The sequence below is a fragment of the Luteibacter sp. 3190 genome (assembly GCF_031456385.1).
Lineage (GTDB): Bacteria > Pseudomonadota > Gammaproteobacteria > Xanthomonadales > Rhodanobacteraceae > Luteibacter.
In genome coordinates this window covers 654,625-681,284 of sequence record NZ_JAVDUO010000001.1, presented here as the reverse complement: position 1 = coordinate 681,284, position 26,660 = coordinate 654,625, and the positions used below count along the sequence as shown (strand labels likewise).

Sequence of the window (26,660 nt, the reverse complement as noted above, 5' to 3'; positions counted from 1 at the left end):
CAGCTAGGTTGCCTCCATTCCAGCTCCTGAATGAGCCTTCACTCCTATTTTCCAGCGAGTCTGCGCCCGGCACGGAAGTCCACCCTCTACGCGGTCTCGTGCGTTTTGGTCCATTGTCCGCAAGGACCATCGCCGGATTCACGCCGAAGATTCGGGCGGCATTGATTGCGCCAAAATCCGGAATATCCTCCATCGTAAACCTAATGCGCCTCGTTCAAGTAGCGCAATCGGCTGCCGACAAGGCAGGGTATGTGGTGAATTACCCTGGGTTTGAAGCAGTGTTTGGCATTCCGCTCACGTCCGCGCCTGTTCCACTATATGTGCGATGGCCTGACGACATTGCCGCGCTGCCAGGCGACGGGAGTCTTGAGCAAAAGCTTGTGGCGGCGTTCCAGTCCGCCCTGGACAGCCTTGCCACGCACCGCGATGAGTTTGACATTGCCATCGTTCACATCCCAGACCGATGGTTCCCAGTTTCAAGAGCCGCAGGCTTTGATGCGCATGACGTACTCAAGGCCATGGGCGCAAGAGCCGGCATTCCCACGCAGGTGCTAAACGATCGAGTGTTCTCATATGCGAAGAGAACTCCGGCGTCGGTCGCGTGGCGCTTGTCCATCGCGCTGTACGTCAAGGCCGGAGGAGTGCCATGGAAACTTGCGCCACTCCCCGGCATTTCTGATGGGACTGCCTATATCGGCCTAGCTTACGCATTGCGGCCTAAGGGCGAGCACATGCACTATGTTACCTGTTGCTCGCAGGTCTTCGACATGGACGGGGGCGGCATGCAATTTGTCGCCTTCGAGGCTCGGGAGCCGGTCGATGCGTCGATGGAGGCCAGGCGGAACCCCTTCCTCAACGCGGCCGACATGCGGGCGGTCTTGGCGAGGAGCCTGTCGCTATATCAGCGACGCAACGGTGGAACATTGCCTACTCGCCTGGTAATTCACAAAACCACAGGGTTTCGAGCAGAGGAACTTGAAGGCATTCGAGATGCTACGACTGCTATCAAGGAGATCGAGTGCATCGAAGTGGGTGCAAGCACATGGCGGGGCGTATGGATGGTGAAGCGCGGCGGACAACGGCCCCAAGCTGACGGTTACCCGGTCCCACGGGGCACGGTACAGACCATATCGGAGACGCGTTGTTTGCTGTGGGCGGCTGGGAATGCGCCGACCGCCAGCACACGCTCCGGGTATTTTCAAGGAAGCAAAGGTATTCCTAAGCCGCTTCTTCTGACCCGCCACGTGGGCGCCGGCATGCTCGACACGGTGGCGCTTGAAGTTCTGGCGCTCACCAAAATGGATTGGAACAACGACGCATTATACGACCCAGTACCTGTGACCATCCGATACTCTCAGAAACTTGCAAGGACGATCGCGAATGTGCCCGATCTTCCCGGGGAAAGTTATCCGTATCGGCTCTTCATGTAGGTCTTTGTGAGCAATCACGGCGCCGGCGTTACCACATGCCCTCTTGCATCGACACGCAGCCGAGAACACGCCTCGGTTCACAAGAATGGATAAGGTAACTCGATTCGCCGACCGGCTCTGCCTACACCCCGCTCTTGATGTACTGAACAATACCGAGAGCCCGCGACCAGCACCTTACGCTCTGGCACCCTTCCGAGACTGGGCTTCCGAGATCAGATTACGAGGTGCTTGATCCGACGAATCTAAAACGAGCGCAGCGTTACCCGACTGGGGGCGAGGTTGACAGCTTTTATGCCAGAAGTAATGTCGATTGCTGAAGCTTAAACACCTTGGCGGAAGTCGTCGCGTCGACTTCTGGCACCGCCCAAACGACGCGTCGACGCCCTCGAGTGACACCCACGTAAGCCAATCGATACGCCTCATCAATGGCGCTCTGATCATATGAGTAATTCGGATAGCTGCCGCTGGCCTCAAAGACCATGTTCCTGAAGGGAAACGGTCGGCCAGGGGAACAGTCTTCGATCATGATGGCAGTGTCGGCCTCGAGTCCTTTGGCCTGGTGATACGTGTAAATCTGAAGCTTCGGATACTTCGTGGCGGGCAAAAGTCGCCGAAGCGCGTCGCGGACCGCCCCTCGACGCGTCATCACAATCACCGCCTCGTCAGTGGCGGGATTCAACGCCAATGCCTCCTGCCAGCGCTGCTCAATTAGCGGCGCCATCTCGCGGGCTACGTCGGCGGGCGCCTTGGCCGCCTTGCCATACTCGTGAAGCACTACTCCGTGGTCTCCTGATTTCATCGGCGGCACCGGAATGCAATCCTTGGTTACCTTCTTTCGAACCATTTGCAAGAGGCGCATGGCGTCGTCCACGACCGACTTCACCGAGCGGAAGTTATCCGTGAATTTCAGAGTGACGGCCTCGCCGCATGCTTCGTGCGCAGGGAAATAGTCCTTGAAATCGATAAACAATTGCGGCGAGCTGCCTCGCCAGCCATAAATCGACTGCCAGTCGTCACCGATGCTCATGACGCTAACAGGCAAGGTCTGGTTCGACTGCACCAAGAGCCGTTGCATCGCTTTGAGCCAGTTGGCGAGAATCGGTGAGATATCCTGGAACTCATCCACCAAGAGATGCCGCATGGCAGTCAGCTTCGATACCGGAATCTGCCCAGGCTTGGCGCTCGTCAAAGCCAACAGGACTTCGTTATAGGTCATGAGGTGCTTCCGGCGCAGCGATTGATTGAAGTGTGGCCAGAACCTAGCGAGCGCTGCGCCGAAGTAAACTGTCTCGTCGAGCACGCGAGGCTTCGGAATATGGCTAAGAAGCGTCGCAACCGGCTGGCCCAAGCTCTCAATGAAAGCTCCTTGGTCGTACAGTGCCTCATAGATCGGCACCGCCTTAAACTCTCCGGGCAACGTATAAGAAAAAATGGGGGCGAGCGCTGGCGTGATCTGCGCCGAATCCATCGTCGCGTACTGGGCACGATAGGAGAATGTTTGAGCGGCTTCCACGGTACCGATGGAAAGGTAGTCACGGTCCGCCAAGCCCCTAATCGAGGTCCGGCGAGAGTCTGCTGCGCTTCCCAGCGTCGTCGGCCTACAGCCTTCGGCCTCCACAACCAACCCCTTCTCATCCTCAGAGGCGTCGCTCGGCAGCTCCAAGACAATCGGTTGCTGGGTAGCCCTATCCTTCCCATTGGCGAAGAATTCGCGCCCGTCCATCGTCCTGAAAAATGCATACACCGTCGGTTCGACGCCAGGAAATGGCCAACCACGTTTCGACCACACCTGGCCCAACGCGTCGGCCACCGCGCGATCGCGCAGCTGCGCGAAGTGCTGCCATCCCGTGACTTGGCGAGGACGACTGGACGCGGCAGGACGCATCAGCGATGCAGTCAGCAGCGCAAGTATATCGCTCCGAAAATCTCCGTCCGTGGCAAAGAGCATGCGGTAAGCTTCGCTCAGCAGCGCCGCCTGATCGGGCGTCAAGTTTGATGAGGCCATCGGATTGTCAATATCCGCCTCCTCGATATCCTCCGCCGCTTTCCTGCGCCCGCCCCCTACATTCTCGAAAAAGTCCTGAAGGGGCAACGCCGCCATCGCGATGCCGTAGAGGAGCGAATGAAAGGTGCGGACCCTCCGCAACGCCCAGGACTCGGATACGCCTGAGGTACGCCACAGGCCCAGAACGCGCCGCAAGGTCCGGCGGAGATCTTGACAGGACCCTTTAGTGAACGAAATGACGGTAATCTCGTCGTCGGCGATGTCCAGATATTCCAGCATGAAAACCACGCGGAGCACGAGAGTCGTCGATTTACCGGATCCGGCCCCGGCGGAGACGCAAGTCGCCGGGTGGTCGGCCAAGATCATGCTCCACTGGTGCTCGGTCGGTTCTGACAGAAGCTTTTCCTCTACTAGCTGCTTGACCCGAGCCCGCATCTGCAGAGATGCTTGAGCGACCTCGAAGCGAGCCGGACCGTACAAGCCTGGGTCGAGGTCCTTAGAGACCGGTGACGACGATGGCTCGCGAATATGAAAAATGCGCTGCCCTGCTTTCTTCCCTTCTTCGAAGCCGTTCGCGCGTGCCCATGCGATGATCTGGCTGATGTATTCCGGGATCATTTTGGCCAGGAGCCGATCGAATCGCTGATGCAAATTCGGATCTGGTTTATCGTTCGGGTGCTGCAAGTCGATCTCCCTTTGCGCATACGGTGACGCGGAGCGCCCGCTTTGCCAGTAAAGCTTACCAAACCGGCCTAGAAAGGCTGACTCTCGCTGATGAGAAATTTTTTGACTCAAGCGGGAGGCGTGGTCGCCACGGAGGCCCCACCTTCGGCCAGTTCGGCAGCGCCCCTTGAACGGACGCGTTTTTTAAGGAGAGATCACGGATATTGTGCGACATGTCCTAGCTCGCGGGATCCCCAAAGATGCACACGAAGTCGATGCGCTTTCGGCGCAAAATTCCAACCGCAGCCCTGCGAGGCCTACAACATCGCCCGCCAGCTCTGCCTGCTCGATTTGTCCCTCAGATAGCGATTCTTCTATGTCGCGCATAGCCCTAGCTAGCCGGCAAGCCGTTCGAGTATCGCGATCCAGGCATGTCGGCCGTCGCCTGAAGAATCGCGAGGCCCTCCGGGTAATGGCGGGCCAGCCAGCACACCAATTCGGCATCCGATAGCACTTTTCGGATGCAAGAACGGGCGACCATGAGCTGCAGTATCGGAGCGCATTCTGCACGCTCTGCGATGTCAGCCTTTATGCACCTGCTCCCCGCCATCGTTAGCCAATCGCCGTCCGACGAAAGCGTGCTCATGACGCAGTTCAGTCCGCGAAGCTGGGCGCGACAGACATCCGATGCGAGGCGGAGGCCTGATAGGGTGACCTGCTCTCTCGCTCGCCGTGTTTCCTCGGTCACCCACATGTCAGCCTCGCGATACCGCGGCCAAGTCCAAGAGGATCGCCAGCGACGGAAACAGGAAGAACCGGGAACTGACGTCCGGTTGCTCGGTGATCAAGGCGGGCCATGCTGGCGAAGCGTTCGACGGCAACACCAGATAATCGATTGGTGCGCTGGCATCCGGCGCCATGCGAATGAAGATGACCAGGTCCGAGGGTCTCGACACGGCCGGAACTCGCCACTTCCATCGGTGATGATCTTTGGAAGCTTGGAGGAGGTGGAAGGCCACAGACCATGCGTCATCGACGGAAATGGTCCATCCGGAGCGTCGTACAGCAGAGCCGGCATCGGTAAGCAATTCCACCGCAAACGCGGTGACGCTTTCCCGCCATACAGCAATGCGCTCTTTCTTCTCTCCGAAACTGATGTCCCGTGTGGGCACGTACCCGATGAGATCGTATGCCCGCCGGAGGCTGCCAAACCTCCGCATGTAGAGCTGCGGGCTCGGTGCCGAGGGCGATCGCCCGATAAGGCCGCTCGTGATCCGACCATGGTCGCGCAGGATTCGCCGCAGCGCTTCCAGGGCTTCGCTATCACTGACAGCAGCGCAGCGCTTCTCCCGTACTGCCTTTGCTTTCAAAAATAATTCGGGCGAAACCACCGGTTGGAAGGCTCCAACCGATCGCGTCCAAGTGTCCTCAGGCTGCAAGGCAAGACGATGTTTCAAGACTTGGGTGAACCGTCCGTACGTGTTCACGCCCATGTATTTGTCGTTGCAGAGCATCTCCCGAACTGCGGTCTTCGTCCACCTCCGCTTTCCAGACGCGAGATTCAACCTGCGCGTGATGTGGTCTGTAGGGACGCCAGCGGCGGACTGCTCGAAGATCCAGCGAACGGTAGCTACCTCGTCGGCGGGCCCTGGAACGAGTGTCACCCTGTCGGTGGGATAAGCCTTCCTTTCCCCTGGCTGCAATACGCCTCGGCGCTCGCCGTTTGCATCGACCACCATTCGCCGCAATCCGTAGCCGGGCGCTCCGCCCATGCGGTAACCCATGCTTGTAAGGCGCCGCTGTCCAGCACTCACCTTCGCCGATAGCTCTCGGCTGTACTCGGCAGCCATGGACCGCTTGAGTCCTTTCAACATGACCGCCACGGGCGACTGCCCGTCGCCGAACGGCTCCGCCACGTAGATCACACGCACCCCGTGCGTGAGGCAAAGGTACTCGTAAAATGCCGACTCGTCGGCATTTTGGAAACGCCCCCATCGACTGACATCGAAGACCAAAACGGCTTCGAAGCGAGGCAACCTTCTGACCTCGTCCAACAGACGCTGGAGCCCCGGTCTGCCACCGAGATCAAGCCCGCTTCTACCGTCATCCCGGTAGCTCTCGACAATATGCATGTTGTGGCTAGCCGCATAGGCCGCAATGCACGCGCACTGATTCGCAATCGAATACTGTTGCTGGTCCGTAGACATCCGCACGTACTGAGCCACCAAGGTAGCTCCGGGAGCCCTGCCAAGGGCGACGACGGACTTCATAAGGTAAGACCCTGGCCATTGCGGCCACGTGTCAACACCGTACGCCGCCCGCCCGCAGCTCGCAAGCGGGGCGCTAGCCCGAGATCTTCCACGGCCTCTCCTCAATGCCCTTAGCCTCGCGAGACGGGACCTGTGCCGCAGAAAGTCCTGACTAACGAACCGTGAGACAGGGCGACGAGAAACCGGACCGCGTTTCTATGCCAGCAGCCGGGGTTGCCACTGAGCGCCAAGGCCCGGCATTGCTTTAGATCCACATAGCGGGACTAAACTCTTGCCATGGAACCGGACGAAGAAACCATCCTTACCGTGGCGCAGATCGTACGGGACTGCGAGGCAATGGCCCAGGCTGCACTCGCGAAGGATTTCGAGGAGGCGCGGTTCCGGGCGTGCCTTGTGGCTGAGAAGGCCATGGCAGCCAACCTACCCGCGGTGGCCGCAGCCGCAGCTCATGCAATCGAGAGGCTCGGGCCGGCGGGCGGCGCTCCCCACTCGAACCACGGCGCGGCCATCCTCCGTGTGGCGAGCACACTCGACGCATTCTGGTTCGACGCACACTAGAGCGCGATGGGCGGCAGCTACGGAACGCAGCCCCATCCTTCTCGGTAGTTGATGGTTCGTCATGGCCAAGTCTGACGCTCGCGGTTGGATTTATCTGTGGCCGATGCTCCACGCGCGGCCCGGACGACATTGGCGCTAGCGTTGGACCTCGGCATGGAAGTGAATGAGCAGCTAGCGTGCCAAAGTTGCTTTACCAACAGTGCATCAGCACGGCGATGCCTGGCTACACTCCCAAAAATGCATTCCAACGATCTTTCGATTCCTTGCTTATGCTCCTTAGGACAGTGAAGCCTAGATCCGAATCGAAATGAGATGAGTCCCAATTTCTGGACAGCTTACGCAAACCTTCGAGGAGATCGAATTCGATACCAGGAATCAGGGCGTTCATGCTCTGAGCGAGATAATAAGCGAGCGCACGCCCCCGTAGGCGACTCGGAAATCGGTCCTCATAATTCTCTAAGGAATACTTAGGGAAGCAGCCATCTATTATCTTCTTGGGGCACGTATAAAGCGGATAGAAAATGTCGATGTCGCCGATTTTCCTGCGTGGGTATGGCAACGGCGGCTGGCCCTCCAAGATGCACATCAATGCCTCACCAAGCAGATCCTCAAGATTTGTGCCCGTGATGACGGTCGTCGCGCCTTGCTCCTTCGCAACCGCTGCAAGCACCAAGCGAACCGCGAGCGTTCCCAGCATCTCAAAATCGACATCAGGGTAGGTTTCTTCAAAAGCCTGAACCCAGTTTCTTCCTTCCGCAACGCCAAGTAAGCGACCCACGTCGCCAGACTCCACCACGCGCAACGGAATGTTGTGAGCAGCGCAAATCGCTTCCGCGCGATGCTTTCCCCTATCCCAATCGGGTATGCCCATCATCATCACGGGGTAAATATTCTTGACTCCGGCAGCCACCAAAGCTCCAAGCAAGGCGTTCGAGTCGCCGCCGCCGCTGATCCCCACAACCACATGAGCAGCGCGGATATCACTACCATGAGCGTCAATGACAGCATTGACGCTAGCATTTACATAGTCCCGACACTCTTCGGACGTAAGCCCGCTTAGGAGATACGATCGATTGTTATTTGAGAAAAAATACTCGCTAACATCATCGGCGCCGACGTCGGTAATGATTGTTTCTGGAATAATTTCATGGTAGTCGATATTGCGATCCGGACGAATTGTCAAATTGGCATCGGGAGGAACAAGCTCGTCAACCGTAGATAACAGGTTGGTCACTAATCGACGTGAGCCAGCTTGTTCAATGTAGAGGCTAATCGCATTCGCCGGAATCCGATTGAGCTGGCAGACCTCTAGGATGGTGTTCTCGGCCTTCCAGTTGGTTACTTCGAAGCGGCCGTGCGGCGTAATCACAAAGATACTCATCCTGAAAATCCTCTCGTTCGGACAGCAAACCCTAGTGTTATGACCGTCACTTGGTGGCTTCTATAAACAGCGAGTAGTGATGATTCGTCATGTCGCGCGCTTGCGCGTTGTAGCCCACATCATCCACGCGCAGCGCAGAATGTTCACTGCCTTGAAACTGAGACTCCTTCACGTCGCTGAAGCCCGCCTTTCTCAGCAAATCGCAGAGCAGCCTGGCGTCGTAGCCAAATTTGTGGCTGTAGCTAAGCATCTGGGGTGCTGCGCCGCAGAACATCAAAATGTAGTCCAGCGTAAACAATCCGTCGTCGATGAAGGCCTTGTACATCGGATAGAAAGCTTGACGCGCCCTGAAGAAATCCCGATCGCCCGTCGAATAGGCGACCAAAAGCTTCCGAGCATCTGGCACTACGATCCGGGCCGTTCCGCCCTTGCTGAGAACACGGAGGACCTCGCGAAGAAAAACCGGTGCTTGATCACTGTAACGAAGATGCTCGAGCATGTGAGCGCAGTAAACAAAATCCACAGAATCATCGGGAAGTGGGAGGCCCCAGTTGATGTTGACCCTAAGATCACCGCCCCCAGCATCAACGTTCAACCAGTCTTTGAGAAGGTTATTCGCAGATCCGATATTGAGCTTGAGACCTTTTGACCCGGGTCCCACACCAAGATCATCGAGTTGCCTCGTCACGAATGGGTCTTTGAACGCCTCCAGATTTCTATATGCATCCCAAAGGATCTGCTCCGCCTGCTGTAATGCTGCTCGAGTCTCGGTGGCGTCGAAGGCTGCACTGGAACTGGGCATCGCGCCCCTGCTGCTAGCCTCTGAGAAATTTTCGAAAACGGACACATGATCAAAGATTTGATCAGTCAACCGGGCAATGTTCTTAAGGATCGCATCGGTCGTTGCATCCTTCTCAACCTTCAAATCTCGACGAACGAACCGATCGGCATTGCACGGATCGATCCAGTTCCAATTATCGCGGTATTCCGCCATGCGCTTGCTGATGAGAGCACGCCTTGCCTCATCGTCGACCTCAGACATGTCCTGACCTCGAATCGATTCGCTGCAACGGGTGGTTTGGGTCGGGCACCGCGAGGACGCCTCAAGCGAGAGTCTACGTGGGCTAATCGAGCGCCGATGCTAATTTTTGGCAAGCTTGTCGGCGAGCGATGCAATCGGCGCTGCGACTCGAACACAACTGGACGCGACCATAGCACTGTTAGGCGCAATCCAAGGACGCTGAATCTTGCCGAAACTGCAAAAAGATTCGTGATACGTTCTATTCGCCCAAGACCCGCTTGGGCTTCGTTCGTGGTTTAGGAGGATGATCAAATGCAATCGTCAAACGTTAAGCCCGATCTTCAGAAATCCACCGCGCCGAAATGGAAGCAAAACGATGTAACCGCCGTTGAAAAGGTCAGCATCCCAGGCCAGCCCTCAGCCTTCCTTGGAGCGGATGTCCGAACCTGCGGCTATGAGTTGGAAGACATCTGCGGCGCGTCGTCCATGGTCGGAGCAGGCTGAACCACCAAGCCGGTCAATCCGTGGAGGCCCGCCAAGACTCGCCCCGCGGGTGCGCAGGAAGTCGCAGAGGCCTGGTGGATCCAACGCCAGGCCTTCCTGCGCAGACCAATTGCTCCCCTTGATGTCTGAGACGCGTTATCGACACTGATAGACGCTCCAGATCCCGAACTGCAGTGACGTACGAGTCGCCACTGGTTCATTGATCTCGCATCAGGGGTGAAACCCTGATTGAGGTCACTCGGGCTTGGAGAAGCGAAGAAAGCGACGGGGCCGCCCCGCCCAGTTATCGACATAGGTGTCGAAGGTTTTGATGCCGGATCTGAGCATGAGCCTAGTGAGGCTCTCGGCATCGTGCCCAAAATGAGGATTTTTCAGCCCTTCAATTGTGTTCTGTACTAGCCGCTCATGATTCGATCTGACGTCGTCGTCCAAGCCTTGGGCACGCACTGCGTGTTCATAGACTGTGCCTTCCATCAGATACCAGCCACCAGGTCGAATCACTCGAAACGCTTCTTTTATCGCCGCCAACTGCTCACGCACCGTCAGCAACTCGTAGAATGCCGACCACAAGCACATCGCGACATCAAACGTGTTCGATTGGAATGGCATACTGCACATGCTCGCGCGAATCAATTCCAGGGAAACCCCACGCCGACCCGCCTCTTCTTGATGCGCGCGCAACAGGCGGTTTGATATGTCTAATCCCACTACACGATAACCCGACTCGACCAACGGCAGTGAGGTCCTGCCATACCCACAGCCGACATCAAGCACGCACTGGCCGGGCTCAAGCATCAACAACAGTTGCTGGACAATTTGAGTGTCCCACTCCGCTCTTGTACGCGCCGATAGTCCCTCTGCGCCAAGCTGTTCATAGAATGCGTAGGAGATGTCGAATGACTCATTCACGTCTTTCCCCCCAACTGTCTTGTGGTCGAACCGGGTTAAGCCGCTCTTTTGCTCGTCACTACTGCACTAATCAAAGCCTCTACTGGCCTTGCCGCAAGAAGATGCCAGACGATGGAACTCACGTCAGCCGCACGGACGGCAGCAAAAAAAGGACACTCATCGACAGGAATTTGTAATCCCAGGACGGGTCACAGCGCTTCCGTCGCTACCCATCTATCACATGACAGGCGCATCGAACCGGCCATCGTTACCGCTTTACCGACACCTGGTCGTCCATATGAAGCAAATTTCCAATGGTCCACTGCGGGTCGCCTCCATCGGTCAATTTGGTGCGGAGATCGATGGGCTTGACCTCAGCGAATCTCTAACTCCCAAGATCGTGGAGCAGCTCAACGCGACCCTTGCAACATTTCAATTCATTGTTATCCGTCGCCAGCCTCTTTGCGCCGAACATCAACTGAAGCTCACTCGCTGCTTTGGTGATTTCGAACCGGGACTATCTAGGCGTCCGGCGGCTCACCGAGTGGCTGGCTTCCCCGATCTTCTATATCTGAGTAACGAGATCGGCTCAACCACCGCGGACTACGGTATGGGCTGGCATTCCGACGGACTTGCTTATGCAAAAAAGCCACATGGCGCCACCATACTCCATTGTCTAGCATGCCCACCGGGCACGGGCGGCACATTACTGGCCGATCAGTATGACGCCTATGCTCGCTTACCTGAGTCCGTCCAACGACGCATCGAGGGAATGTATTGGTATTTACCCAAGGTGCCTCACTCCGAAGTGCCCGAGGGGAAGGCTCTCCTCCAGCCAATGGTGCGCGTGCATGAGGTAACAGGACGAAAATTTGTCTTCTGCTCGCCAAGTGCAAACAGGATCAAGGGATTGTCGGCACAGCAAAGCGACGAGATCTTCAACGAGGTGCGCCGGTTTCAAGTGACGAACGCGAATGTCTATTGCCACAATTGGGAGGCAGAGGACACTTTGATCTGGGAGAACAGCACCCTCCTCCATAGCAAAGCGAGCCCCGTAAACTTCTTCGACCAGGGACTCCGAGCAATGCATCGATCTGCCACGTCCGGAGATTTCGAGGCAATCGAAGAGTCAATCAGCTCTTCTGACTGAGAGTTCGCTGCTCGTCGTACTGTTTATATGAGGTGACCGATGATGTCCTACTACAGTCAAACTGGCGAAGACAGCATTCTGAGGCAGTTTTTCCTTGACAAGCGTCACGGGTTCTATGTCGATATCGGCGCCCACGACGGGAGGCGCTTTAGCAATACCCTAATTTTCGACGAGGAACTTGGGTGGCGAGGGATATGTGTCGAAGCTCATCCCGGATACTACGAGCTACTCAAGCGAAATCGGCCCAACGCCATCAATCTCGGCGTGGCGTGCGGAGACGAAGACAAGCCTTCGTGCGATTTTTTCGCCAACTATCGTGGCGCCCTTTCGTCTCTGGACTCGAGAACCGACGAACTCTTCCAGGGATTCGGCAAGTATTACGCAAAGAATTGTATCCCTGAAGTCGAAGGCATGGCCAACGGTCTCATTCATGTCCCCATGAGGACTCTGGACTCCATACTCGCAGAGTTCGCCGGCGCGACGCCCATCGACCTCCTTTCCTTGGACGTCGACGGTTCCGAGCGCTGGGTCCTCGACGGCTTCCGAATTGATCGGTGGCGCCCGCGGGTAGCGGTCATGGAAATCGCGATCGTGCCAAACCTCGTGAGACGATATATGAGCGATCATGGCTATCATCTGGCGAAGGAGATTGGATACAACGCCATGTACTGTCTGGATGCCGAAGATGCATTAAGACTAGGCGAAATCAGCCCTAAGGGCGATCGCCACGAGATGGTTCATCCGCTTGGATGGAATTGAAGGCGTCAGCTCGCTTTGGCTAAATGACACTTTCGGTCCAAGTCGCCTGCGTACAAGCAATCCAAACCAGAAGGTCACCACTCGGCGGTCTTCTCGGAGTCCACTGTGATTCGAATGTACGTAAACACCGCGTCCTCGGAGAACAAATATGACTAAGCCGATCAACGTTGATAACGGCATCGCAAAGACTCCAGTCTTCAGAGCGAGGCGTACCACGCTGAGAGGATATATCTATGCGCTCATACGTTTGATGGAACACGCGGGCGCATGGATTTCGACGGATTCGAACATCGACTTTAAGTTTGCGCTTGGCCAACAGGTTGGTCTAATTGCGCAAGACATCCACCGTCTTCGCATGCGAATCCTGACGCTGCTGGAATCTGAGGTCGCCCCTATCGTCTCACCGGCGTATGAGTGTTCGCTTGAGCATGGAGCAGAACTAACCACCTCCAAATCTAGATCTTCGTTTCTAAGTTCCGCCCTTGCCGGTGTTGCGACGCACATGGAAACGTTTATTGCTACGACCCATTCGACCGGGGACGCCCCAACGATACTCATACTCCGCGAGGCGATACAATCGATCCGCGACCAAGTAAACCTGCTTGCGCCCTTCGTCGTTGATGCTTCGCCTTTGAAGTTTATTGATCCATCTTCTGACCCAGAAGCCCGTGTTTACTCGGGAGAAGAATCGCTCCCGATTCTTCTCGACTTTCCCGCGCGCCCCGGAAGCTGGAAGTTCTCTGATGCCATGGTGTTTAGTCACCGAAGCAACGCAGATCTCGTTGCGCGAGGCGAGCATCTCAGGCGATGGCTCCACGAGGTCGGCATCAATGTCGAGATTGACGCGATGGAGTTGTGTGGACGAAACATCGCCGAATACCGCGACATGCCATTAGACTTCAAGCTCGACATGGCGCGGCAGACGTGGGACGAAACTCGTCACGCCATGATGATGCGTTCGGTACTCCGGGATCTCGGGGGCGACTTCGGTGACTATACTTTCAATGGAAAAGTCTGGCGACGATATATGCTGGGTGATGACCTTGCTGAAAGACTGGCCATCGAGCAGGTATTTCAGGAAGGGAATGCGCTCGAGGCCAACATTCCCTTCTGTGAGAGCTTGTGCGCCATAGGTGCGTGGGATCTGGCGGAGATAATCGATTACATCGACGCGGACGAGTTACAACATGCCCGGTCTGGCAACAAGTGGCTCACGTTTCTCTGCGATGGCTCTGAACGAAGGTACGTGGAAATCCTCCAAAGGTGCGCGCATAAACTTGGCATTCCTCTAAAGCCACGAGCACCGCTTCTCGATGATGTGCGTCGCATGGTCGGCTACCCTGACGAATTTATCCGCGTGCTTTCGTCGCCCTAGTTGAGGTGCAGCTTCTTCCTCGCCAGCGCACGCTCATCATCACGATTGGTCATGTGCATCGGGCCGCCCAGGCTCTCGTTTAATTACAAATTCGCTACCCGAATAGTCGACCACGAACCGGGGTACCCAAGCACCGTCATTAGAACCACAGCTCTCAAAGCAGCTGAGTTTCGGCAGGAAGATCCTATCGAGGACCGTTCTCAAGCCACGGTAACCGATGCCCATGTCAATTACGTGTTCGGATATCTTCGCTTTCGCGTCCACCGAAAAGGTAACGCTACATCCGAGACTCTCGAAAATTTCTGCGTATTCTCTCAACACACCGGTCCCAGCGCGTGTGATTACCGACTCCAGGTCACCTGCCGACAAGTTGTCGAACCGGATGATATTGGGGATTCTCGCTACTAACTCCTGAAGAAAGCCAAGATTAGCGATGTCAGCGGGACTAATCACATCACGCTGCATTAAACCGGGATGAGCGCTAAAAGACCCCGCGAAGATGAACAGCATCCGCTTCGTATTGAATTGGTACACGTCGCCGGACGACCCCGATTGCAGGCGAGATACGCGAGATGAGCGGATCTGCCTGACGTCACCATCAAGAATCTTGAGCAGCGAGTACTGCACACCTCGTCCGCGGATATCTCGCTCGCCACCAGCTTGAGCGCAAATCTTGTCAAACTCATCTATGAAGACCACCGCGACTTCCGCTTTCATTCGATCAAATCCGGCCGCCTGAAGTACGTCTTCGAAGATCGAATCGACATCGCGCCCCTGATATCCCGCCTCTGTGATTGTGGTTGCGTCAATCGTAACAACCGGTACGTCCAGAATGTCTCGTAGCGAGCTGACGAGATACGACTTACCGACGCCCGTCTGGCCAAGGATCAGAACGTGACTCCTTGATCCTTCGATAAAACCCAGCCGTGTCGCGAGCACATGCTTGAACGCTATCGACGCCAAATACGTTTTGGCTTCCTCGTTGCCAAGCATGTAGCTGTCGAATCGGGATTTGATCTCTGCAGACGACGTTATATGTTGGCGGGCATCCATTCTAGCGACTTCGGTCATCATGATTTTACCTCACTGAGTTGGTTTCGATAGGAGATAAAAGCACCTTTGAGGAATGCAGGCGCTGGCAGGCAGCATGCCGCAGCAACGACAAGAGAGATGACCTCTCCATGCGGATATCTGAAGACAAAAACGAGGCCTGCCGCGTAGCACGCAGCGAATAGGCGAATTATGGTGTCACTGGCCAGTATCACCTCAGCAAGCCTATGGTTCGGTGTCACGGAAGGCCCGAGAACCATTCCCGTCAAGCGAACTCCGTATTGCGTGAAGCCTATCAACAGGCAGCAAGCGCAAATGAGATAGGAAGATTGGCTGAATGCCATAACCACAGTAGCGCCAGCCCCGAGTAAGGGAGCGACAACACTTATCGTCGTTACATAGCCCGGATTTCTTGCGAGAAGAAGCGCACCAATCAAACTCGCAGCTAGGGGGCCCGCGCGAAGAAACGCTAAGCTGGTTGCCTGAAGCGGCACGTAGGCGCCATGGTTGTCAGCGATCTTCGAAAGAAGAAAAGGAAGCGTAACTGGAATTGCAACGTAGACGAAGTTACTGAGTAGCCGAAATATCATCAGGGTTCGAAGAGCGGAGTCCGTGGCAATCAAACGATAAGCGGACGCCTCTTGCCCACGGGGCCGTGCATGAGGCCCTTGCGATGGCATCCAAAACCACGGCAAAGCACTAACGAGATAGATCGCAGCAATCGGTAAGAACGTCAAACGCACGCCAAGCACCAAAATAAGACCTGCGCTCACGATCGGTGCGATAACCACGAGCAAGGAAATTGATGATTGCAGCAAGGAAAATGCCGAAGATCGCTCTCTCGCGGACACCAGGCTGTTTACCGTACTGTTGATGTTAGGCAGATCAAGTGCAGTAACCAGGGATACAAATGCTGCCACGAAAAAATCAGCGGTTCCTGACGGCGTCAAGTATGCAGTCAATGCAGCGAGAGCACAGAGCACCGGTGAGGATAAGCCAATCGCCGATGGCCTCAGATTCGCCAAGAGGTAGCCGCCTAGCACTCCCATGCATCCTGTACCAACAAGCGTGCCGACATAGATGAGCGACGCAGACACCCCAAGCGCGTCCAGCTGCTGTTGCCGGACCAAAAGAGCAAGGACAAGCATCTCCGAGCCGCCAGCCGTGAAGCCGGCTAGCATTAGGGAGATAACTGCACTTCTTGCCTTCATTGGCGATCGCCTTTCGAGATGAGTTATCGACGAAGCTGGACCGATCGCGTTATTCCAGCTTGCTCAGTGTTCGAAAAAAATGGCGCTGGTTAGCACGATTATCGTCGCTGCTTTTCTAGCATGCATCGACCTCATTTGATGCTTGACGTCAGGTGATTGCAAATATCTACGCTGCAGCTTTGGCCCGTGATACTCGGTTATAGTCCTTATGTCGACGGCTGAAATCAAGCTCAATACGAGCGGGCCTGGGCGTGAGAGAACATGTCTTTTCGGCAATGAATCACGGCGTGTTGGTTCTCCAAATTGGGCTTATCAATCCGGGGATAAGGCGATCGCCGCAGAAGATCCCGAAGGTCGTAGCCAGATCTATCAGAAATGAATCGCGCTCAAAATCGTGGATCGGCGCAGGCACGAGCGCCGGGGCAAGCGGCGGATATAGCGGCCCGAGGATTCCGAACTGGCGAGGGAAAACGCATTGCGACGGTTCGGCTTGCCTGATTTGTGCATCGGCTGGCGGATATTTTCCGCAAACGCCTGTTCAGCCCAACCCGTCGCGGCCGATCTCCTTGGACTCCCTCAAGGAAGACGATCATGACTCGAGCCGCCAGTCGCTTCGACGAAACCGCAAATGCCATCGACGAGTTGCTGCGCGTGAGTCCGGTGGCCGATCCGTTGGCCGTGGCGAGCGGCGCTAGAGAAGCCAAGAATCGAGCCCTGAAAGCCATCGGCGTGAAAGCGCAGGTGGAATGCATGCTCAGCGCTGCTGCCACCAAGGCGCTGTTTTCCGCCCTTGATTCCAATCGGTTCGTCTCGCGCGAAGTGGTTGCTGCGTATTGCGATTGTTCCATCCTCACGCTCGAGCGCCGGCTCAAACTCAAACACAGCCGAGTGAAAAACGGAGAGCTTCAGTCCTGGAGGAAAGCGCTGCAGGACCCTCCGCCGCATTGCGATGCACGCGGCTACTTCCGCTGGCGCTTCGTCAAAGCCTTCGCCAAAGCCTGGGACGCCGAGCGCAAACGCGCTGCACCGGTGTACAAAAGCAAGAAGAAGCCGGCGGTGCAGTTGATGGCCCTGCTGAAAACCCAGTTCCGCTTTCTCCGACACCGCGACGGAAACATTGAAGCGGCATGGGGCCAGGGTGGCATCACGGTCGTAAGGCTGATCGAGATTCTCCACTCCGGCGGACGCCTCGTCGCATTGACGGCACCGGAAGCCCTGGCGCACCCCTGGGCCAACCCGGCAGCCCGTGCGCCGTGGGAGCGCGCGGTTGCAGGTGCCCTGGCAGACCTTGAGCGCATGATCGCAGAGGGTCGCGCTCAAACGAGCGCCATCGGCATCAGTGCAGCAATGGGCTCAACTCGACCATTCACCGCTCGCGACCGGCTCTGACGCCCTGCCCTCACCCACTCACGACAACTTCGGGATCAACCAGCCAAAATCGGCCGGTTTGATCCCTTTAGCTTGGCCTCACCCCGACGAGGACAAGCCCATGCCTTCCATTGCTCGCAAACACGCAGCCGCGTTCCAGCACGATCGAACGACTGGCAACGACACCTGGCTCACGCCCAAATCGCTCATTGATGCGTTCGACATGCCGCACCTGGCGGATGTCGATCCGTGCTCGCCACGGACGCGTCCTTGGCCCACCGCCAAGCGGCACATCACCAAAACCCAAGACGGCTTGGCCCATGCGTGGGATCCCCGCGATTTCTACTTCACCAATCCGCCCTACGGCGCCGAGTGCGCCAAGTGGCTCGTCCGCGCTGCGGACCATGGCAATGGCCTCGCGCTCGTCTTCGCCCGGACCGACACGCAGATGTTCCATGCCTCGGTGTGGCGCCATCCGAATGCGACAGCCCTGCTCTTCTTCGAAGGCCGATTGCGTTTTGCCAGGCTCGATGGCACCGAGGTCGGCTCGGCCGGCGCGCCGTCGGTCATGGTGGCTTACGGTGCGAAGGCACGTCATGCGCTCATGCGAGTCGCTCGAAGCGGACTCGTGCGGGGACACTTGTTGCTGCTCGAGGCAGAAGGTGCCCGTGTGTACCGATCGAGGCGCAATAGTGCTAAGCCGGTGCGCGAGGTCTACGGACCGCGGCGCAGACCGATTCACCACGAGCACGTGCCGCGCCAGCATGGAAAACCTTCCGCCCTCTCTTGACGTCCGCGGCATGTGAGGTATGGGTACTGCGCTGATCGGTCAGTCATCAATGACTCGAGTCAGTGCTTGGCACGATGCCCGGCCCCAATGTGACGCGCGACACCCCATCGAACGCCTTTGCAGATGCTCGCCATCTGCGCGAGGCATGGCTTTGGCCGCGGGATTGCGGCTTTCACTCGAAAAGGATTTCTATCAGATGGCTCGCCCCATGCATAAACAACTCGAAACCGTGCGTCTGCTGCTGCAGACAAAACTCTCTGCGCGCGAAATCGCATCTGCCGTCGGCCTGTCCAAGACCACGGTCGGACGGTACCGCGCCCTGCTGATCTTTAAGCGGCTCACCTGGGATGACGTTAGGGGATGGTCGCCCGCGCAGATCGACACGAACCTCAATAAAGCACGCCGCGGCAACAAGGTTCGCGATCCCTTGAACGTCGCGGCGCTCCACGACGAACTGGCCGCGACGGGCCTGACGCTCCAGGTCTGGCACGAGGACTACCTGCGTGCGATGCGACCGGGCACGGCGTATTCGTATTCCAGTATTCATCGCAAGTTGCACGCCTATCGGAAGACCCTTCCTACGTTCATGCACATGGAGCACCGACCGGGCGAGAAGGTTTTGGTCGATTTCTCGGGGTTGCAGGCGTCTTACTTGGATGTGACCACGCGCAAGCGCGTGCCGGTGACGGTCTTCGTTGGCGTGTTGGGTGGCAGCTCTTACACCTTCGTCGACGCGATCGCGTCCCAGAGCGTGCCCGAGGTGATGGCGGCCCACGCACGCATGTTCGCGTTCTTTGGCGGAGTGCCCCACGTGGTCGTGCCGGACAACGCGAAGTCCTTCATGACAAAACCAGGACCGGGTGGCACGCCGCAGCGCGACTATGAGGATCTGGCTCGGCACTACGGCCTCACTATCGCGGCAACACGCGTTTACCACCCCAAGGACAAAGCCAAGGTGGAAGCGGGCGTGAAGTTCGTTCAACAGCATGTGCTGCGGCGTTTGAACACGCTCACGCTCTACTCGTTGGAAGAAGTTCGGGAGCGAATCGAGGCACTCCTGCCTCAGATCAATGCCCGACCGATGGGGAACCGGGAGCCCAGCCGCACCGACCGCTTCAACAGCTTCGAGCGCCGCACGCTGCGCCCGCTACCCGCTTTGCCGTATGAATACGCCGAGGTCCGGACCGGGGTCAAGGTCGATGGCGGCTATCACATCCTGGTCGAACACCACCGCTATTCCGTGCCACATGCGTTGACGGGTCAACGCGTGGATGTGCGGCTGACGGCGGACTGCGTGGAGGTGTTTCACGAGCAAAGGCTGGTGGCCAAACATGCCCGCAGCGGCGTGATCGGCGGATTGACCACGACGCCGGCGCATCAACTTCCCGCTCATCGAGCGCAGACCGATCGCAATCCGGAGGCGCTCAAAGCGTGGGCGGCCACGCAAGGCCCGACAATCAAACGCTTCGTCCACGGGTTGTTCGAGCAGGACCGTCCTTACATGGGGCTGCGCCCGGCGGACCAGGTGAAAACCTTCGTATCGCGCTACGGGGCCGCGGCCGTCGAGCGCGCCCTGAAAGACTTCCCGTCGCTCGAGTTAGCCAATGCGACGGCGTTGAAACGGAAGCTGTCGATCCAAGCCAAGGAGGGTGCCACTCCACGCCAACCCGCGCGCTCGAAAAACGCGCTGGGTCCGGGCTCTTTCACTCCTGCCAAGAGGCACTCCGATGAACACCCTGATCCGTTCGAGTGATCTGTTCCACGACCTTTCTGCTGCTCGGCTCCCCACGCTCGCCCGGGCGTGGGAGGTCTGGACGGCGGACCCGCGCCATGCCAAGCAGGGGCCGGAGGCCTGCCTGCGTTTCTTGCTTCATGCCCACCTCCAGGCGCGCGATCACAGCAAGGTCGAGACCTTCTTCCGTCAGGCCGGTTTGCCGTCCCATTTCGCGTTGACGACCTTCGAACATGGCCTGCAGGTTGGGGCCGACGACCTTTGCATGGCCCATCTCCGCGCGATGAGTTGGGCCAGGGCGGGCCAGACCGTCGTCATCACGGGGCCTACGCTGTCGGGAAAGACCCATCTGGCGGCTGCCATGGGGCGGGAAGCGATTGCACATGGCTTGCGCGTGAGGATGGTGCAGGCACCGGCCATGCTCGGGCGCTTGCTGGACCCGGACCTGAGCACGGTCGAGCGCAAACGAAACTTCAAGCAGTTCAGTCGAGCTGAGTTGCTCATCATCGATGACTTCGCCACCGAGCCAGCGGACGACGAAGAGACGGTCCAGTTCCGGCGCTTGCTCGATGAGCGCACCCGTAGGGGGTTGCCGCTCGTCGTCACCTCCATCCATTCCCCCGAGGAGTGGGACCAGGCGTTCGCGGAGGTGGCGACCCGCGAAGGTATTTACGCTCGGGTGCTCGGCGGGGCGTGTCACCGAATCGCGTTGCGTCGCCGTCAGCGTTCCAATGGGAGCGCTCATGTAACGCCGGAGACGAACCCGGCACGCAAACCCAAGAAGGCGAAGGAACCGGTCTGATGACTGCGGTCGGAACCAGGGCCTCGCTTCAGCGGGGCCTTTCTTTTGCCCAACGCTTGGTATTCCCACTGATCTGACCGGCCAGCGAAGTGCGCCGTGCGTGCGCGCTTACCTCGGAAACCGCGCCGTGGCGTGGTCGCTGAGGCGCTGCACAGGCCAGGCCGATGGAGAACGCCGACCGGCGTGAATGAGCACGTCCATATTTATAGGGGAAAGCAGCGACGGCGCCCCAATCATCGCCCTCATTATAGATCAATCACTTACGCTGATATGGCCAGAGTGTTTGGGATCCCGAGGCCACGTAAGAGGGAATGAACAGGTGTACGTGCTCACCATACCTGCCCGGCGATCTCTAAGACACTTACCGGGTAATTGAACAGAGTGCCCGCTAAGCCGCAAATCTCTCACAGTGATGCCAGTGCGGCCTATGTCCACTAGGTACACCTCTACTTTTGCGAGTCTTCAGAACACCTTGCAGACCGAGCGGATGAACAGCGCCTTACCTCACCCACCTACGGGTCGAGAGTGTTCCCGGCCATCGATGCTTGGAAGGCCGCGAGCGTGTCTTTGTAGCCCCATCGGAATCGAGTGAACAGATGGCCGTCACCATACGGCGTCGTTGCCCACCTGTGGGTTGTCCATCCGCTCGCGACCAGGTCGGAGAACGCAAAGACGAACTCAAGGGCATCGGTCAGGAACGGCACGAACGGCTCGGCGCGCTCGAATTTAAAGCTCTTCGACGGCCCATGCACGAAGTGGTTGCGGCACCGAATCGCGCGCACAAGCACAAAATCGAGGTCAGGAAAGATGGATTCTAGGCCGTTTGCACTTGCCTCCCAGCGATAGCGCACCTTTTTGGTGAGCGAGGGCTTGCCCAGCATCTTCAGCGCGATCATCGCGCTGTGCCGATCCTCCGTGTCTGGCAACTCGGCAAGTGAGGCTAATGCGGCGTCCCGAATCATTGCGACGTCGGACGGCAATTCGCGCGCGACCGGCACTTCATCGGCCGGCAGGAGGTCAAACATGTTGGCGGCGGCGACCAGGCGGTCCACGGTGTAACTGCTCTTCTCCAAGCAAGTGGTGAATCGACTCCGTGCCGTCTTCATTGCCTCATCCTTGGCAACCCACCGCTGTAGCACATCCTTGAATTCGTCCGGGTATCGGATCGGGTCCAGCGGCAAGTCCCCAGGGCTTGGACGACGGAGTGTCCCTTTCGATCGCTTAGGCGGGTAGCTCCAGTGCAATTGAAGCGGGCGAGTCTCCGCAGCATCGCGGCCGCTGTCGGTGGCGATGGTGACATCGATGGGCCGCTGAGGACGGCCGGCCGCAAGGGATAAAAAACGTCGGAGCACGGCGAGCCGGCGCAATGCCTCGTGGAACGTGATCGGGGCATCTGGTTCGATCCCAACGCGGATCTGATTCTTGATGCTGACGCCGGAGGGACCACCGCTGCCAAACGTTGGCGCATGGCTCACGCGGATGAGCCCCATGGCCGTCGGCACCTCAATGATGGTGAGCCTACCGGTGAAGTAGCTCACTTGGGGCCACTCCCCTACGGCCACCGGCCGGTATTTTCTCGCCCCTTCCAGCACACTGTCCATCAACGGCTCTGGTCGGATGACCGTGCCAAACGCGTCGAAGTCGTAAAAAATGGACGTCATGTCCGTCGACGTAAACGTGATGCGCCGCACCTGCTCCGACTCAACCTCCAGATGCTCGTCCCCAGTCAAGAGGTAGTGCGGAAACAGGTCAAGGTGATGCGCGCGCATCGTGTGGCCGTAACCGGTCCGCAGGCAATCGACGCATGTGACCTTGATGCCATCGGCGGTGACCCCTCTTACATGCACCAAGCGGTCCGGAACGCCAATCTCAGCCTCATCGTGCAACCGCAACCGGGTCGAGGAGCCCGATAGGTGCAACTGGCCGTGGAGTGGCTGACCGGGGTCCGGCTCGAACCATCCGTGGAGGATGCTCCCCTTCTTGATAGATTTATCCTTGGACATCCCTGCACTCCCCGGCGCGTTCGGGAGAGCTTAAGCGAATCTGGCCGACAGGGCATGCTTTGACACAGATCGAGAAGGGCCGCCACACCGGCCGCCCTCTTCGACTTCGTGAAGCCACTCCTTCGGACGAGGAGCCCGGGGGGATCCCGACTTCCTCGCTGCTCTTCCTACCGTGGTGGACGAAAAGCCTTCTGAGTCGTTCGGTCCACCTTGCGCTGTTCTTCTCCCGAAGCTTCGACCACATCGACGAGCTTTTGCAAAGACAGGGTCGGCTCATTGCTGGCGGTGTAGAGCTTGAGCCAAGGCTGCTCCTCTGCATTGGCCACGCCAATCAGCTGCTGAAGCGCATCTGGATCTTCTTCCTGAAGGGCGCCCAGGCGATCCTTCAGTCGACGGCGGTCGACGATGGCTTGGTGCCGCCAAGGAGAAGCCCGTTGAGCCAGATCTTCCAGTTGCTCATCGAGGGTCACGACGAGGCGATGGCGTTCACGAAGCTCCTCTTCGAGCGTTGGAATCTGAGCTAGGCGCGCACGGTGCGCGGCTGACAGCCGAGGCCGATAGGCGGGAGGCGCTACTGAGGGGTCAGTTTGACGGCGCAGTTCTGCCAGAGCCTCGCGCTTTTGTTCGGCCTCCCAGCGCAAATCGTGGCGCGTGTTGGCATAGCGCTTGTACTCACGATCCAGATGCAGCAGCGCCTTCCCAACCGTGACCAATGCATTGAGGGCGTATTCGATGGCACGGACGATGACCAGCACCTTCGCGCTGACGGTGCCCTGGCGAGCCGTGGTCTTAGCGACATAGGCTTCTTCAAAGCGCGCCGCAAGCCCGACGATGGGCGGTGGTTCCCAATGCACCGGTGACTCCATGCGCTCTTGCTGTGTCGGGCCACGTCCCCCGGTGTGCGCCGATGGCTGTCGCGGGGTGACCACGGCGCGGACCTTGGCTTCTGGCAGCGGTGGCCGGACCACCGACGGTGCCTCTTCTGTAGGATCGATGGGAAGGGGCTCGCGACTGACCGGCACTGGACCCGCGCCATGCACCGTCGGCGGAACATCGATGGCGAACGGATCTCGTGGAACTGGCACAGCCGTATCGCCCCGTGCTTCACGCGCTTGACGCAACGCCTCGCCGTTACGGGTCACGATGCCTTTTCGTTCCAAGGCTGTCGCGGCTTGCCCGAGCTTGGGCTCGGCTTTCCGCGCAAGACCCATGCGTTTATAGCTGCGATGATCATACGTGGCATCAAGGCCGGCCTGCCCTGCGATCAGATTCGCGAGATCGGCCCACTTTTCGTTGAACCGTTCGATGCAAGCGGCGCCCACCTCTTGATTCCGAAATGTGGCCAGCTTGGCGCCAAAGGCGGGCGCCGCGCCGTCGATCGCGCTTTTGGCAATGGGCCGCGTGGGAAAGTACAAGTGCGCGTGGGTGCCTTGCTTGCCCTTGGCCTTGGTAACGCCGAAGGCGTCGACTTCGGCATCGCGATGCACGGCCAAGGACACTGACGTGTACAGTTCCGTGGCGATGAAACGTGCCATCGCTTCGGCCAAATCACCCGCTTGCTCGTCGCTGAGACCGAGCGGCACGGGAAAGCGATAGTCGCGAGCCACTTGGCTGTCGCGACGCTTCTCCGCCGATTCCACAGCATTCCAGAGCACGGCGGGATCGGTCGCCCATGCCGGCGCGCCGTCGGGGGCCACCGTCATCGCGCGGACGATCTCTTCGCCGCGTTTTCGTTTGGTGTAGTCATGCCAGGTGAGGGTTCGCTCGTCATACAGCTTGATGCCGAGGCGATACGCAGCACCCGCAACCGCAGAATGGTCTTTGGTGCGAGTGTGCACGGAGATGTGGGGGCGAGCGGAGAATTGAACAGTCATAAACATCCTTGTCAGTCGTCAGGCGCCGGCCTTCCTGGCCGGTTTCTCTTCGTTCCGCGGGAGGCGCCTGGTTTCTTCCGTGCGCCGCCCCCGTGTTTTCATTCAAGCGAAAAATTCACATTCGTCAACCGCAAATGTGATGCCGGATCTGCTTATTGAGACGTGCGTCAAGGGCGCTGAGCACTTCTTCGCCAGAGCGCAAGAAGCTGTGAGGAGGTGACAGGTGCAACGCGCTTGTGCAGCATGATAGCGGCGAGACAGAAGCAGCTGCCGTCGACCGACGATTGGACGCATATGCATCTCGAGCGATTATTCGAAGAATAAATAGACGCGCACTGTCCCTCGTATATCGCTCTACCCTGCGTCGCATTCTGAGCGCATTGAAAGACCTCAGACTGACCGCTTAATGCAAACGTGCTTCGAAGCCCTATGGCCGCCCGACTCCACCCGTGCAACGCGAACTGGACCTGCTCGGCCCAGTCGTTTCCGCACGTGAGAAAGGAGGGCCGCAGTCACGGCCCGACGCATTGCATCTACCCTCCACCCATGTTCCTCGCCAGGGTGCAATCTGTCGCGGTGGGCAGTGGACGTCTCGGTCACGCCGCCTCGCTCGCCGACGCGTTGCCGTTGGATGCCTGAGGTCCGCTCATGCGCAGCACCTCTTGGACCGCCGTCTTCCACGGCCCTTCCACCGTATCCGACAGCAGCCGCACCGGGTCGGACCGGTGACGGCGAGGATCCACGCCGCCGTGCTCGACCAGCAAGCGAACCGATGCGACGGGCCAACGACCCAGCACCGCCGTGACCAGAATCGGGCCCGTCTCGCGTTCTACTTCGATCGGCCCTTGCAGGTCACGCATCGGACCCATGGCCTGGCGGGCCCGCTTCAGCTGGGCAGCCGGCAGCGCTCCAACCATCACAACGACGGCTTATCGGACGGCCCTGCTACCAGACTTTCGCCTAAACCAGGGCCATCTCGATCCGTGCATGCTCTGCTTTCTACCTGACGCTGGTTACCCTGACCTCGACTCGACGATTGGGTGCAAGGCATTCGATCACACGTCCGGGGGGCGCGTCCTCGCAGCCTTTCAACGGATCAGCCTCACCCCGACCTTCCGCGACCACACGATCGGCGGGAAGGCCCTGCGCCACGAGGTAAGTCTTCACCGCGTCGGCGCGGCGCTGTGACAATCTCCGATTATAGGCCTGGCTACCAAGGCGGTCGGTATAGCCGGTGATGCGCACGGATCGAAGTTTTTGACCTTGACCCTGCAATGATTTCGCCATTTCAGTCAGGCTATCCTTCCCCGCGAGTGATAGCTCAGCGCTATCGAATGCGAACAGTGCATCGGCGGACAACACGTGCGGTCCCTCTGCTGCGACTGCAGCGGGGGCGGACGAAGATATCGGCGCCACATCCTTGAGAAAATCTGCGCAAGTCTCGGGCATCCAATAGAAGCTGCGCGCCAGCTTTTCGTCGTCGAACAATACTTTATACTGGCAGACGGTGACCTCATCGCCACCGGGCTTCCGAAAGTTGAACACATAGTTCCACTCTCTCACGCCCCAGATGCCTTCGCTAAAGTGTGGAAAGCCGATCAGGTCGGACACCTGCTGCTTGTTGAGCCCCACCTTCACCTGGCGCAAATTGGCGATGTCAGGAAACGTGCCGCCCTTATGCATCGGTGTGACGTCGCTCGTCGACGGCCACACCAGCTGACCCGCGCCATGACCGTCCTTTGCAACGTCATGACTGACGTTGCCGCAGGCGGCTACGGCCAGGGCTATCGCCGCAGCCACAATGCCGTTCAGTGCATTGTGCATAC

21 protein-coding genes are annotated in these 26,660 nt (G+C 58.3%); 10 read left to right on the top strand and 11 right to left on the bottom strand.

Annotated features, from left to right (window positions below; translation table 11 throughout):
* The first annotated feature begins 98 nt into the window (after nt 1-98).
* A complete protein-coding gene (locus J2X58_RS03235) occupies nt 99-1,430 on the top strand; it encodes a nuclease PIN (RefSeq protein ID WP_310046388.1) in 1,332 nt (443 codons plus the stop codon).
* A 289-nt stretch (nt 1,431-1,719) separates the two neighbouring features.
* Here the strand turns inward: J2X58_RS03235 and J2X58_RS03230 are convergent, their stop codons facing one another.
* Both J2X58_RS03230 and J2X58_RS03225 read right to left on the bottom strand, forming a co-directional pair.
* Complete coding sequence (locus J2X58_RS03230; protein ID WP_310046387.1) at nt 1,720-4,119, bottom strand: UvrD-helicase domain-containing protein; 2,400 nt, start codon at nt 4,117-4,119, stop codon at nt 1,720-1,722.
* 734 nt (nt 4,120-4,853) lie between these two features.
* A complete protein-coding gene (locus J2X58_RS03225; protein ID WP_310046386.1) occupies nt 4,854-6,323 on the bottom strand; it encodes a recombinase family protein in 1,470 nt (489 codons plus the stop codon).
* A gap of 321 nt (nt 6,324-6,644) precedes the next feature.
* Between J2X58_RS03225 and J2X58_RS03220 the strand changes: the two genes are divergently transcribed.
* Complete coding sequence (locus J2X58_RS03220; RefSeq protein WP_310046385.1) at nt 6,645-6,926, top strand: hypothetical protein; 282 nt, start codon at nt 6,645-6,647, stop codon at nt 6,924-6,926.
* 223 nt (nt 6,927-7,149) lie between these two features.
* On the opposite strand, the gene J2X58_RS03215 is transcribed toward J2X58_RS03220, so the two are convergent.
* Both J2X58_RS03215 and J2X58_RS03210 read right to left on the bottom strand, forming a co-directional pair.
* Nucleotides 7,150-8,307, bottom strand: coding sequence for a hypothetical protein (locus J2X58_RS03215; RefSeq protein ID WP_310046384.1), 1,158 nt, complete (start codon nt 8,305-8,307; stop codon nt 7,150-7,152).
* A 46-nt stretch (nt 8,308-8,353) separates the two neighbouring features.
* Nucleotides 8,354-9,349, bottom strand: a complete 996-nt coding sequence (locus J2X58_RS03210) for a methyltransferase domain-containing protein (RefSeq protein WP_310046381.1) — start codon at nt 9,347-9,349, stop codon at nt 8,354-8,356.
* A 291-nt stretch (nt 9,350-9,640) separates the two neighbouring features.
* On the opposite strand from J2X58_RS03210, the gene J2X58_RS03205 reads away from it, so the two are divergent.
* Nucleotides 9,641-9,832 carry a hypothetical protein gene (locus J2X58_RS03205; protein ID WP_310046380.1) on the top strand — a complete coding sequence of 64 codons (192 nt, stop codon included), beginning with the start codon at nt 9,641-9,643 and terminating at the stop codon, nt 9,830-9,832.
* A gap of 234 nt (nt 9,833-10,066) precedes the next feature.
* On the opposite strand, the gene J2X58_RS03200 is transcribed toward J2X58_RS03205, so the two are convergent.
* A complete protein-coding gene (locus J2X58_RS03200; RefSeq protein ID WP_310046379.1) occupies nt 10,067-10,741 on the bottom strand; it encodes a class I SAM-dependent methyltransferase in 675 nt (224 codons plus the stop codon).
* A 277-nt stretch (nt 10,742-11,018) separates the two neighbouring features.
* Between J2X58_RS03200 and J2X58_RS03195 the strand changes: the two genes are divergently transcribed.
* From J2X58_RS03195 to J2X58_RS03185, 3 genes are all read left to right on the top strand, one after another.
* Complete coding sequence (locus J2X58_RS03195) at nt 11,019-11,870, top strand: TauD/TfdA family dioxygenase (protein WP_310046378.1); 852 nt, start codon at nt 11,019-11,021, stop codon at nt 11,868-11,870.
* A gap of 42 nt (nt 11,871-11,912) precedes the next feature.
* Nucleotides 11,913-12,629 (top strand): FkbM family methyltransferase, encoded by a 717-nt coding sequence (locus tag J2X58_RS03190; protein ID WP_310046376.1) that lies wholly within the window; start codon nt 11,913-11,915, stop codon nt 12,627-12,629.
* A 148-nt stretch (nt 12,630-12,777) separates the two neighbouring features.
* On the top strand, nt 12,778-14,004 hold the full coding sequence (locus tag J2X58_RS03185) for a DUF455 family protein (RefSeq protein ID WP_310046374.1): 1,227 nt from the start codon (nt 12,778-12,780) through the stop codon (nt 14,002-14,004).
* A gap of 39 nt (nt 14,005-14,043) precedes the next feature.
* Here the strand turns inward: J2X58_RS03185 and J2X58_RS03180 are convergent, their stop codons facing one another.
* Together J2X58_RS03180 and J2X58_RS03175 are read right to left on the bottom strand one after the other, a co-directional pair.
* Nucleotides 14,044-15,078 carry an AAA family ATPase gene (locus J2X58_RS03180; protein WP_310046373.1) on the bottom strand — a complete coding sequence of 345 codons (1,035 nt, stop codon included), beginning with the start codon at nt 15,076-15,078 and terminating at the stop codon, nt 14,044-14,046.
* A complete protein-coding gene (locus tag J2X58_RS03175) occupies nt 15,075-16,265 on the bottom strand; it encodes an MFS transporter (RefSeq protein ID WP_310046372.1) in 1,191 nt (396 codons plus the stop codon). The genes J2X58_RS03180 and J2X58_RS03175 overlap by 4 nt, the downstream gene beginning before the upstream one ends.
* Nucleotides 16,266-16,856: 591 nt before the next feature.
* Between J2X58_RS03175 and J2X58_RS03170 the strand changes: the two genes are divergently transcribed.
* The 4 genes from J2X58_RS03170 (at nt 16,857) to J2X58_RS03155 (ending at nt 20,957) form a co-directional block, all read left to right on the top strand.
* A complete protein-coding gene (locus tag J2X58_RS03170; RefSeq protein WP_310046371.1) occupies nt 16,857-17,654 on the top strand; it encodes a hypothetical protein in 798 nt (265 codons plus the stop codon).
* Between the two features lie 100 nt (nt 17,655-17,754).
* A complete protein-coding gene (locus J2X58_RS03165; protein ID WP_310046369.1) occupies nt 17,755-18,423 on the top strand; it encodes a DNA N-6-adenine-methyltransferase in 669 nt (222 codons plus the stop codon).
* A gap of 208 nt (nt 18,424-18,631) precedes the next feature.
* Nucleotides 18,632-20,176 carry an IS21 family transposase gene (istA, locus tag J2X58_RS03160; protein WP_310046368.1) on the top strand — a complete coding sequence of 515 codons (1,545 nt, stop codon included), beginning with the start codon at nt 18,632-18,634 and terminating at the stop codon, nt 20,174-20,176.
* Nucleotides 20,151-20,957, top strand: a complete 807-nt coding sequence (locus tag J2X58_RS03155) for an ATP-binding protein (protein WP_310046367.1) — start codon at nt 20,151-20,153, stop codon at nt 20,955-20,957. Before istA ends, J2X58_RS03155 begins: the two co-directional genes overlap by 26 nt.
* Before the next feature lie 512 nt (nt 20,958-21,469).
* On the opposite strand, the gene J2X58_RS03150 is transcribed toward J2X58_RS03155, so the two are convergent.
* The 4 genes from J2X58_RS03150 to J2X58_RS03135 form a co-directional block, all read right to left on the bottom strand.
* Nucleotides 21,470-22,960, bottom strand: coding sequence for a hypothetical protein (locus tag J2X58_RS03150; protein ID WP_310046365.1), 1,491 nt, complete (start codon nt 22,958-22,960; stop codon nt 21,470-21,472).
* 167 nt (nt 22,961-23,127) lie between these two features.
* Nucleotides 23,128-24,834 carry a MobA/MobL family protein gene (locus J2X58_RS03145; RefSeq protein ID WP_310046363.1) on the bottom strand — a complete coding sequence of 569 codons (1,707 nt, stop codon included), beginning with the start codon at nt 24,832-24,834 and terminating at the stop codon, nt 23,128-23,130.
* A 596-nt stretch (nt 24,835-25,430) separates the two neighbouring features.
* Nucleotides 25,431-25,694, bottom strand: coding sequence for a hypothetical protein (locus tag J2X58_RS03140; RefSeq protein WP_310046362.1), 264 nt, complete (start codon nt 25,692-25,694; stop codon nt 25,431-25,433).
* Nucleotides 25,695-25,833: 139 nt separating this feature from the next.
* The gene (locus J2X58_RS03135; RefSeq protein ID WP_310046361.1) at nt 25,834-26,658 is read right to left on the bottom strand and encodes an OmpA family protein; all 825 of its coding nucleotides are present in this window, start codon (nt 26,656-26,658) and stop codon (nt 25,834-25,836) included.
* Between the last annotated feature and the right edge of the window lie 2 nt (nt 26,659-26,660).

What these genes read in the sequence shown, in the direction of transcription:
- J2X58_RS03220 (WP_310046385.1), top strand. Translation starts at nt 6,645, where the DNA reads ATGGAACCGGACGAAGAAACCATCCTTACCGTGGCGCAGATCGTACGG.
- J2X58_RS03215 (WP_310046384.1), bottom strand. Translation starts at nt 8,307, where the DNA reads ATGAGTATCTTTGTGATTACGCCGCACGGCCGCTTCGAAGTAACCAAC.
- J2X58_RS03210 (WP_310046381.1), bottom strand. Translation starts at nt 9,349, where the DNA reads ATGTCTGAGGTCGACGATGAGGCAAGGCGTGCTCTCATCAGCAAGCGC.
- J2X58_RS03205 (WP_310046380.1), top strand. Translation starts at nt 9,641, where the DNA reads ATGCAATCGTCAAACGTTAAGCCCGATCTTCAGAAATCCACCGCGCCG.
- J2X58_RS03195 (WP_310046378.1), top strand. Translation starts at nt 11,019, where the DNA reads ATGAAGCAAATTTCCAATGGTCCACTGCGGGTCGCCTCCATCGGTCAA.
- J2X58_RS03190 (WP_310046376.1), top strand. Translation starts at nt 11,913, where the DNA reads ATGTCCTACTACAGTCAAACTGGCGAAGACAGCATTCTGAGGCAGTTT.
- J2X58_RS03185 (WP_310046374.1), top strand. Translation starts at nt 12,778, where the DNA reads ATGACTAAGCCGATCAACGTTGATAACGGCATCGCAAAGACTCCAGTC.
- J2X58_RS03180 (WP_310046373.1), bottom strand. Translation starts at nt 15,078, where the DNA reads ATGATGACCGAAGTCGCTAGAATGGATGCCCGCCAACATATAACGTCG.
- J2X58_RS03175 (WP_310046372.1), bottom strand. Translation starts at nt 16,265, where the DNA reads ATGAAGGCAAGAAGTGCAGTTATCTCCCTAATGCTAGCCGGCTTCACG.
- J2X58_RS03170 (WP_310046371.1), top strand. Translation starts at nt 16,857, where the DNA reads ATGACTCGAGCCGCCAGTCGCTTCGACGAAACCGCAAATGCCATCGAC.
- J2X58_RS03165 (WP_310046369.1), top strand. Translation starts at nt 17,755, where the DNA reads ATGCCTTCCATTGCTCGCAAACACGCAGCCGCGTTCCAGCACGATCGA.
- istA (WP_310046368.1), top strand. Translation starts at nt 18,632, where the DNA reads ATGCATAAACAACTCGAAACCGTGCGTCTGCTGCTGCAGACAAAACTC.
- J2X58_RS03155 (WP_310046367.1), top strand. Translation starts at nt 20,151, where the DNA reads ATGAACACCCTGATCCGTTCGAGTGATCTGTTCCACGACCTTTCTGCT.
- J2X58_RS03150 (WP_310046365.1), bottom strand. Translation starts at nt 22,960, where the DNA reads ATGTCCAAGGATAAATCTATCAAGAAGGGGAGCATCCTCCACGGATGG.
- J2X58_RS03145 (WP_310046363.1), bottom strand. Translation starts at nt 24,834, where the DNA reads ATGACTGTTCAATTCTCCGCTCGCCCCCACATCTCCGTGCACACTCGC.
- J2X58_RS03140 (WP_310046362.1), bottom strand. Translation starts at nt 25,694, where the DNA reads ATGCGTGACCTGCAAGGGCCGATCGAAGTAGAACGCGAGACGGGCCCG.
- J2X58_RS03135 (WP_310046361.1), bottom strand. Translation starts at nt 26,658, where the DNA reads ATGCACAATGCACTGAACGGCATTGTGGCTGCGGCGATAGCCCTGGCC.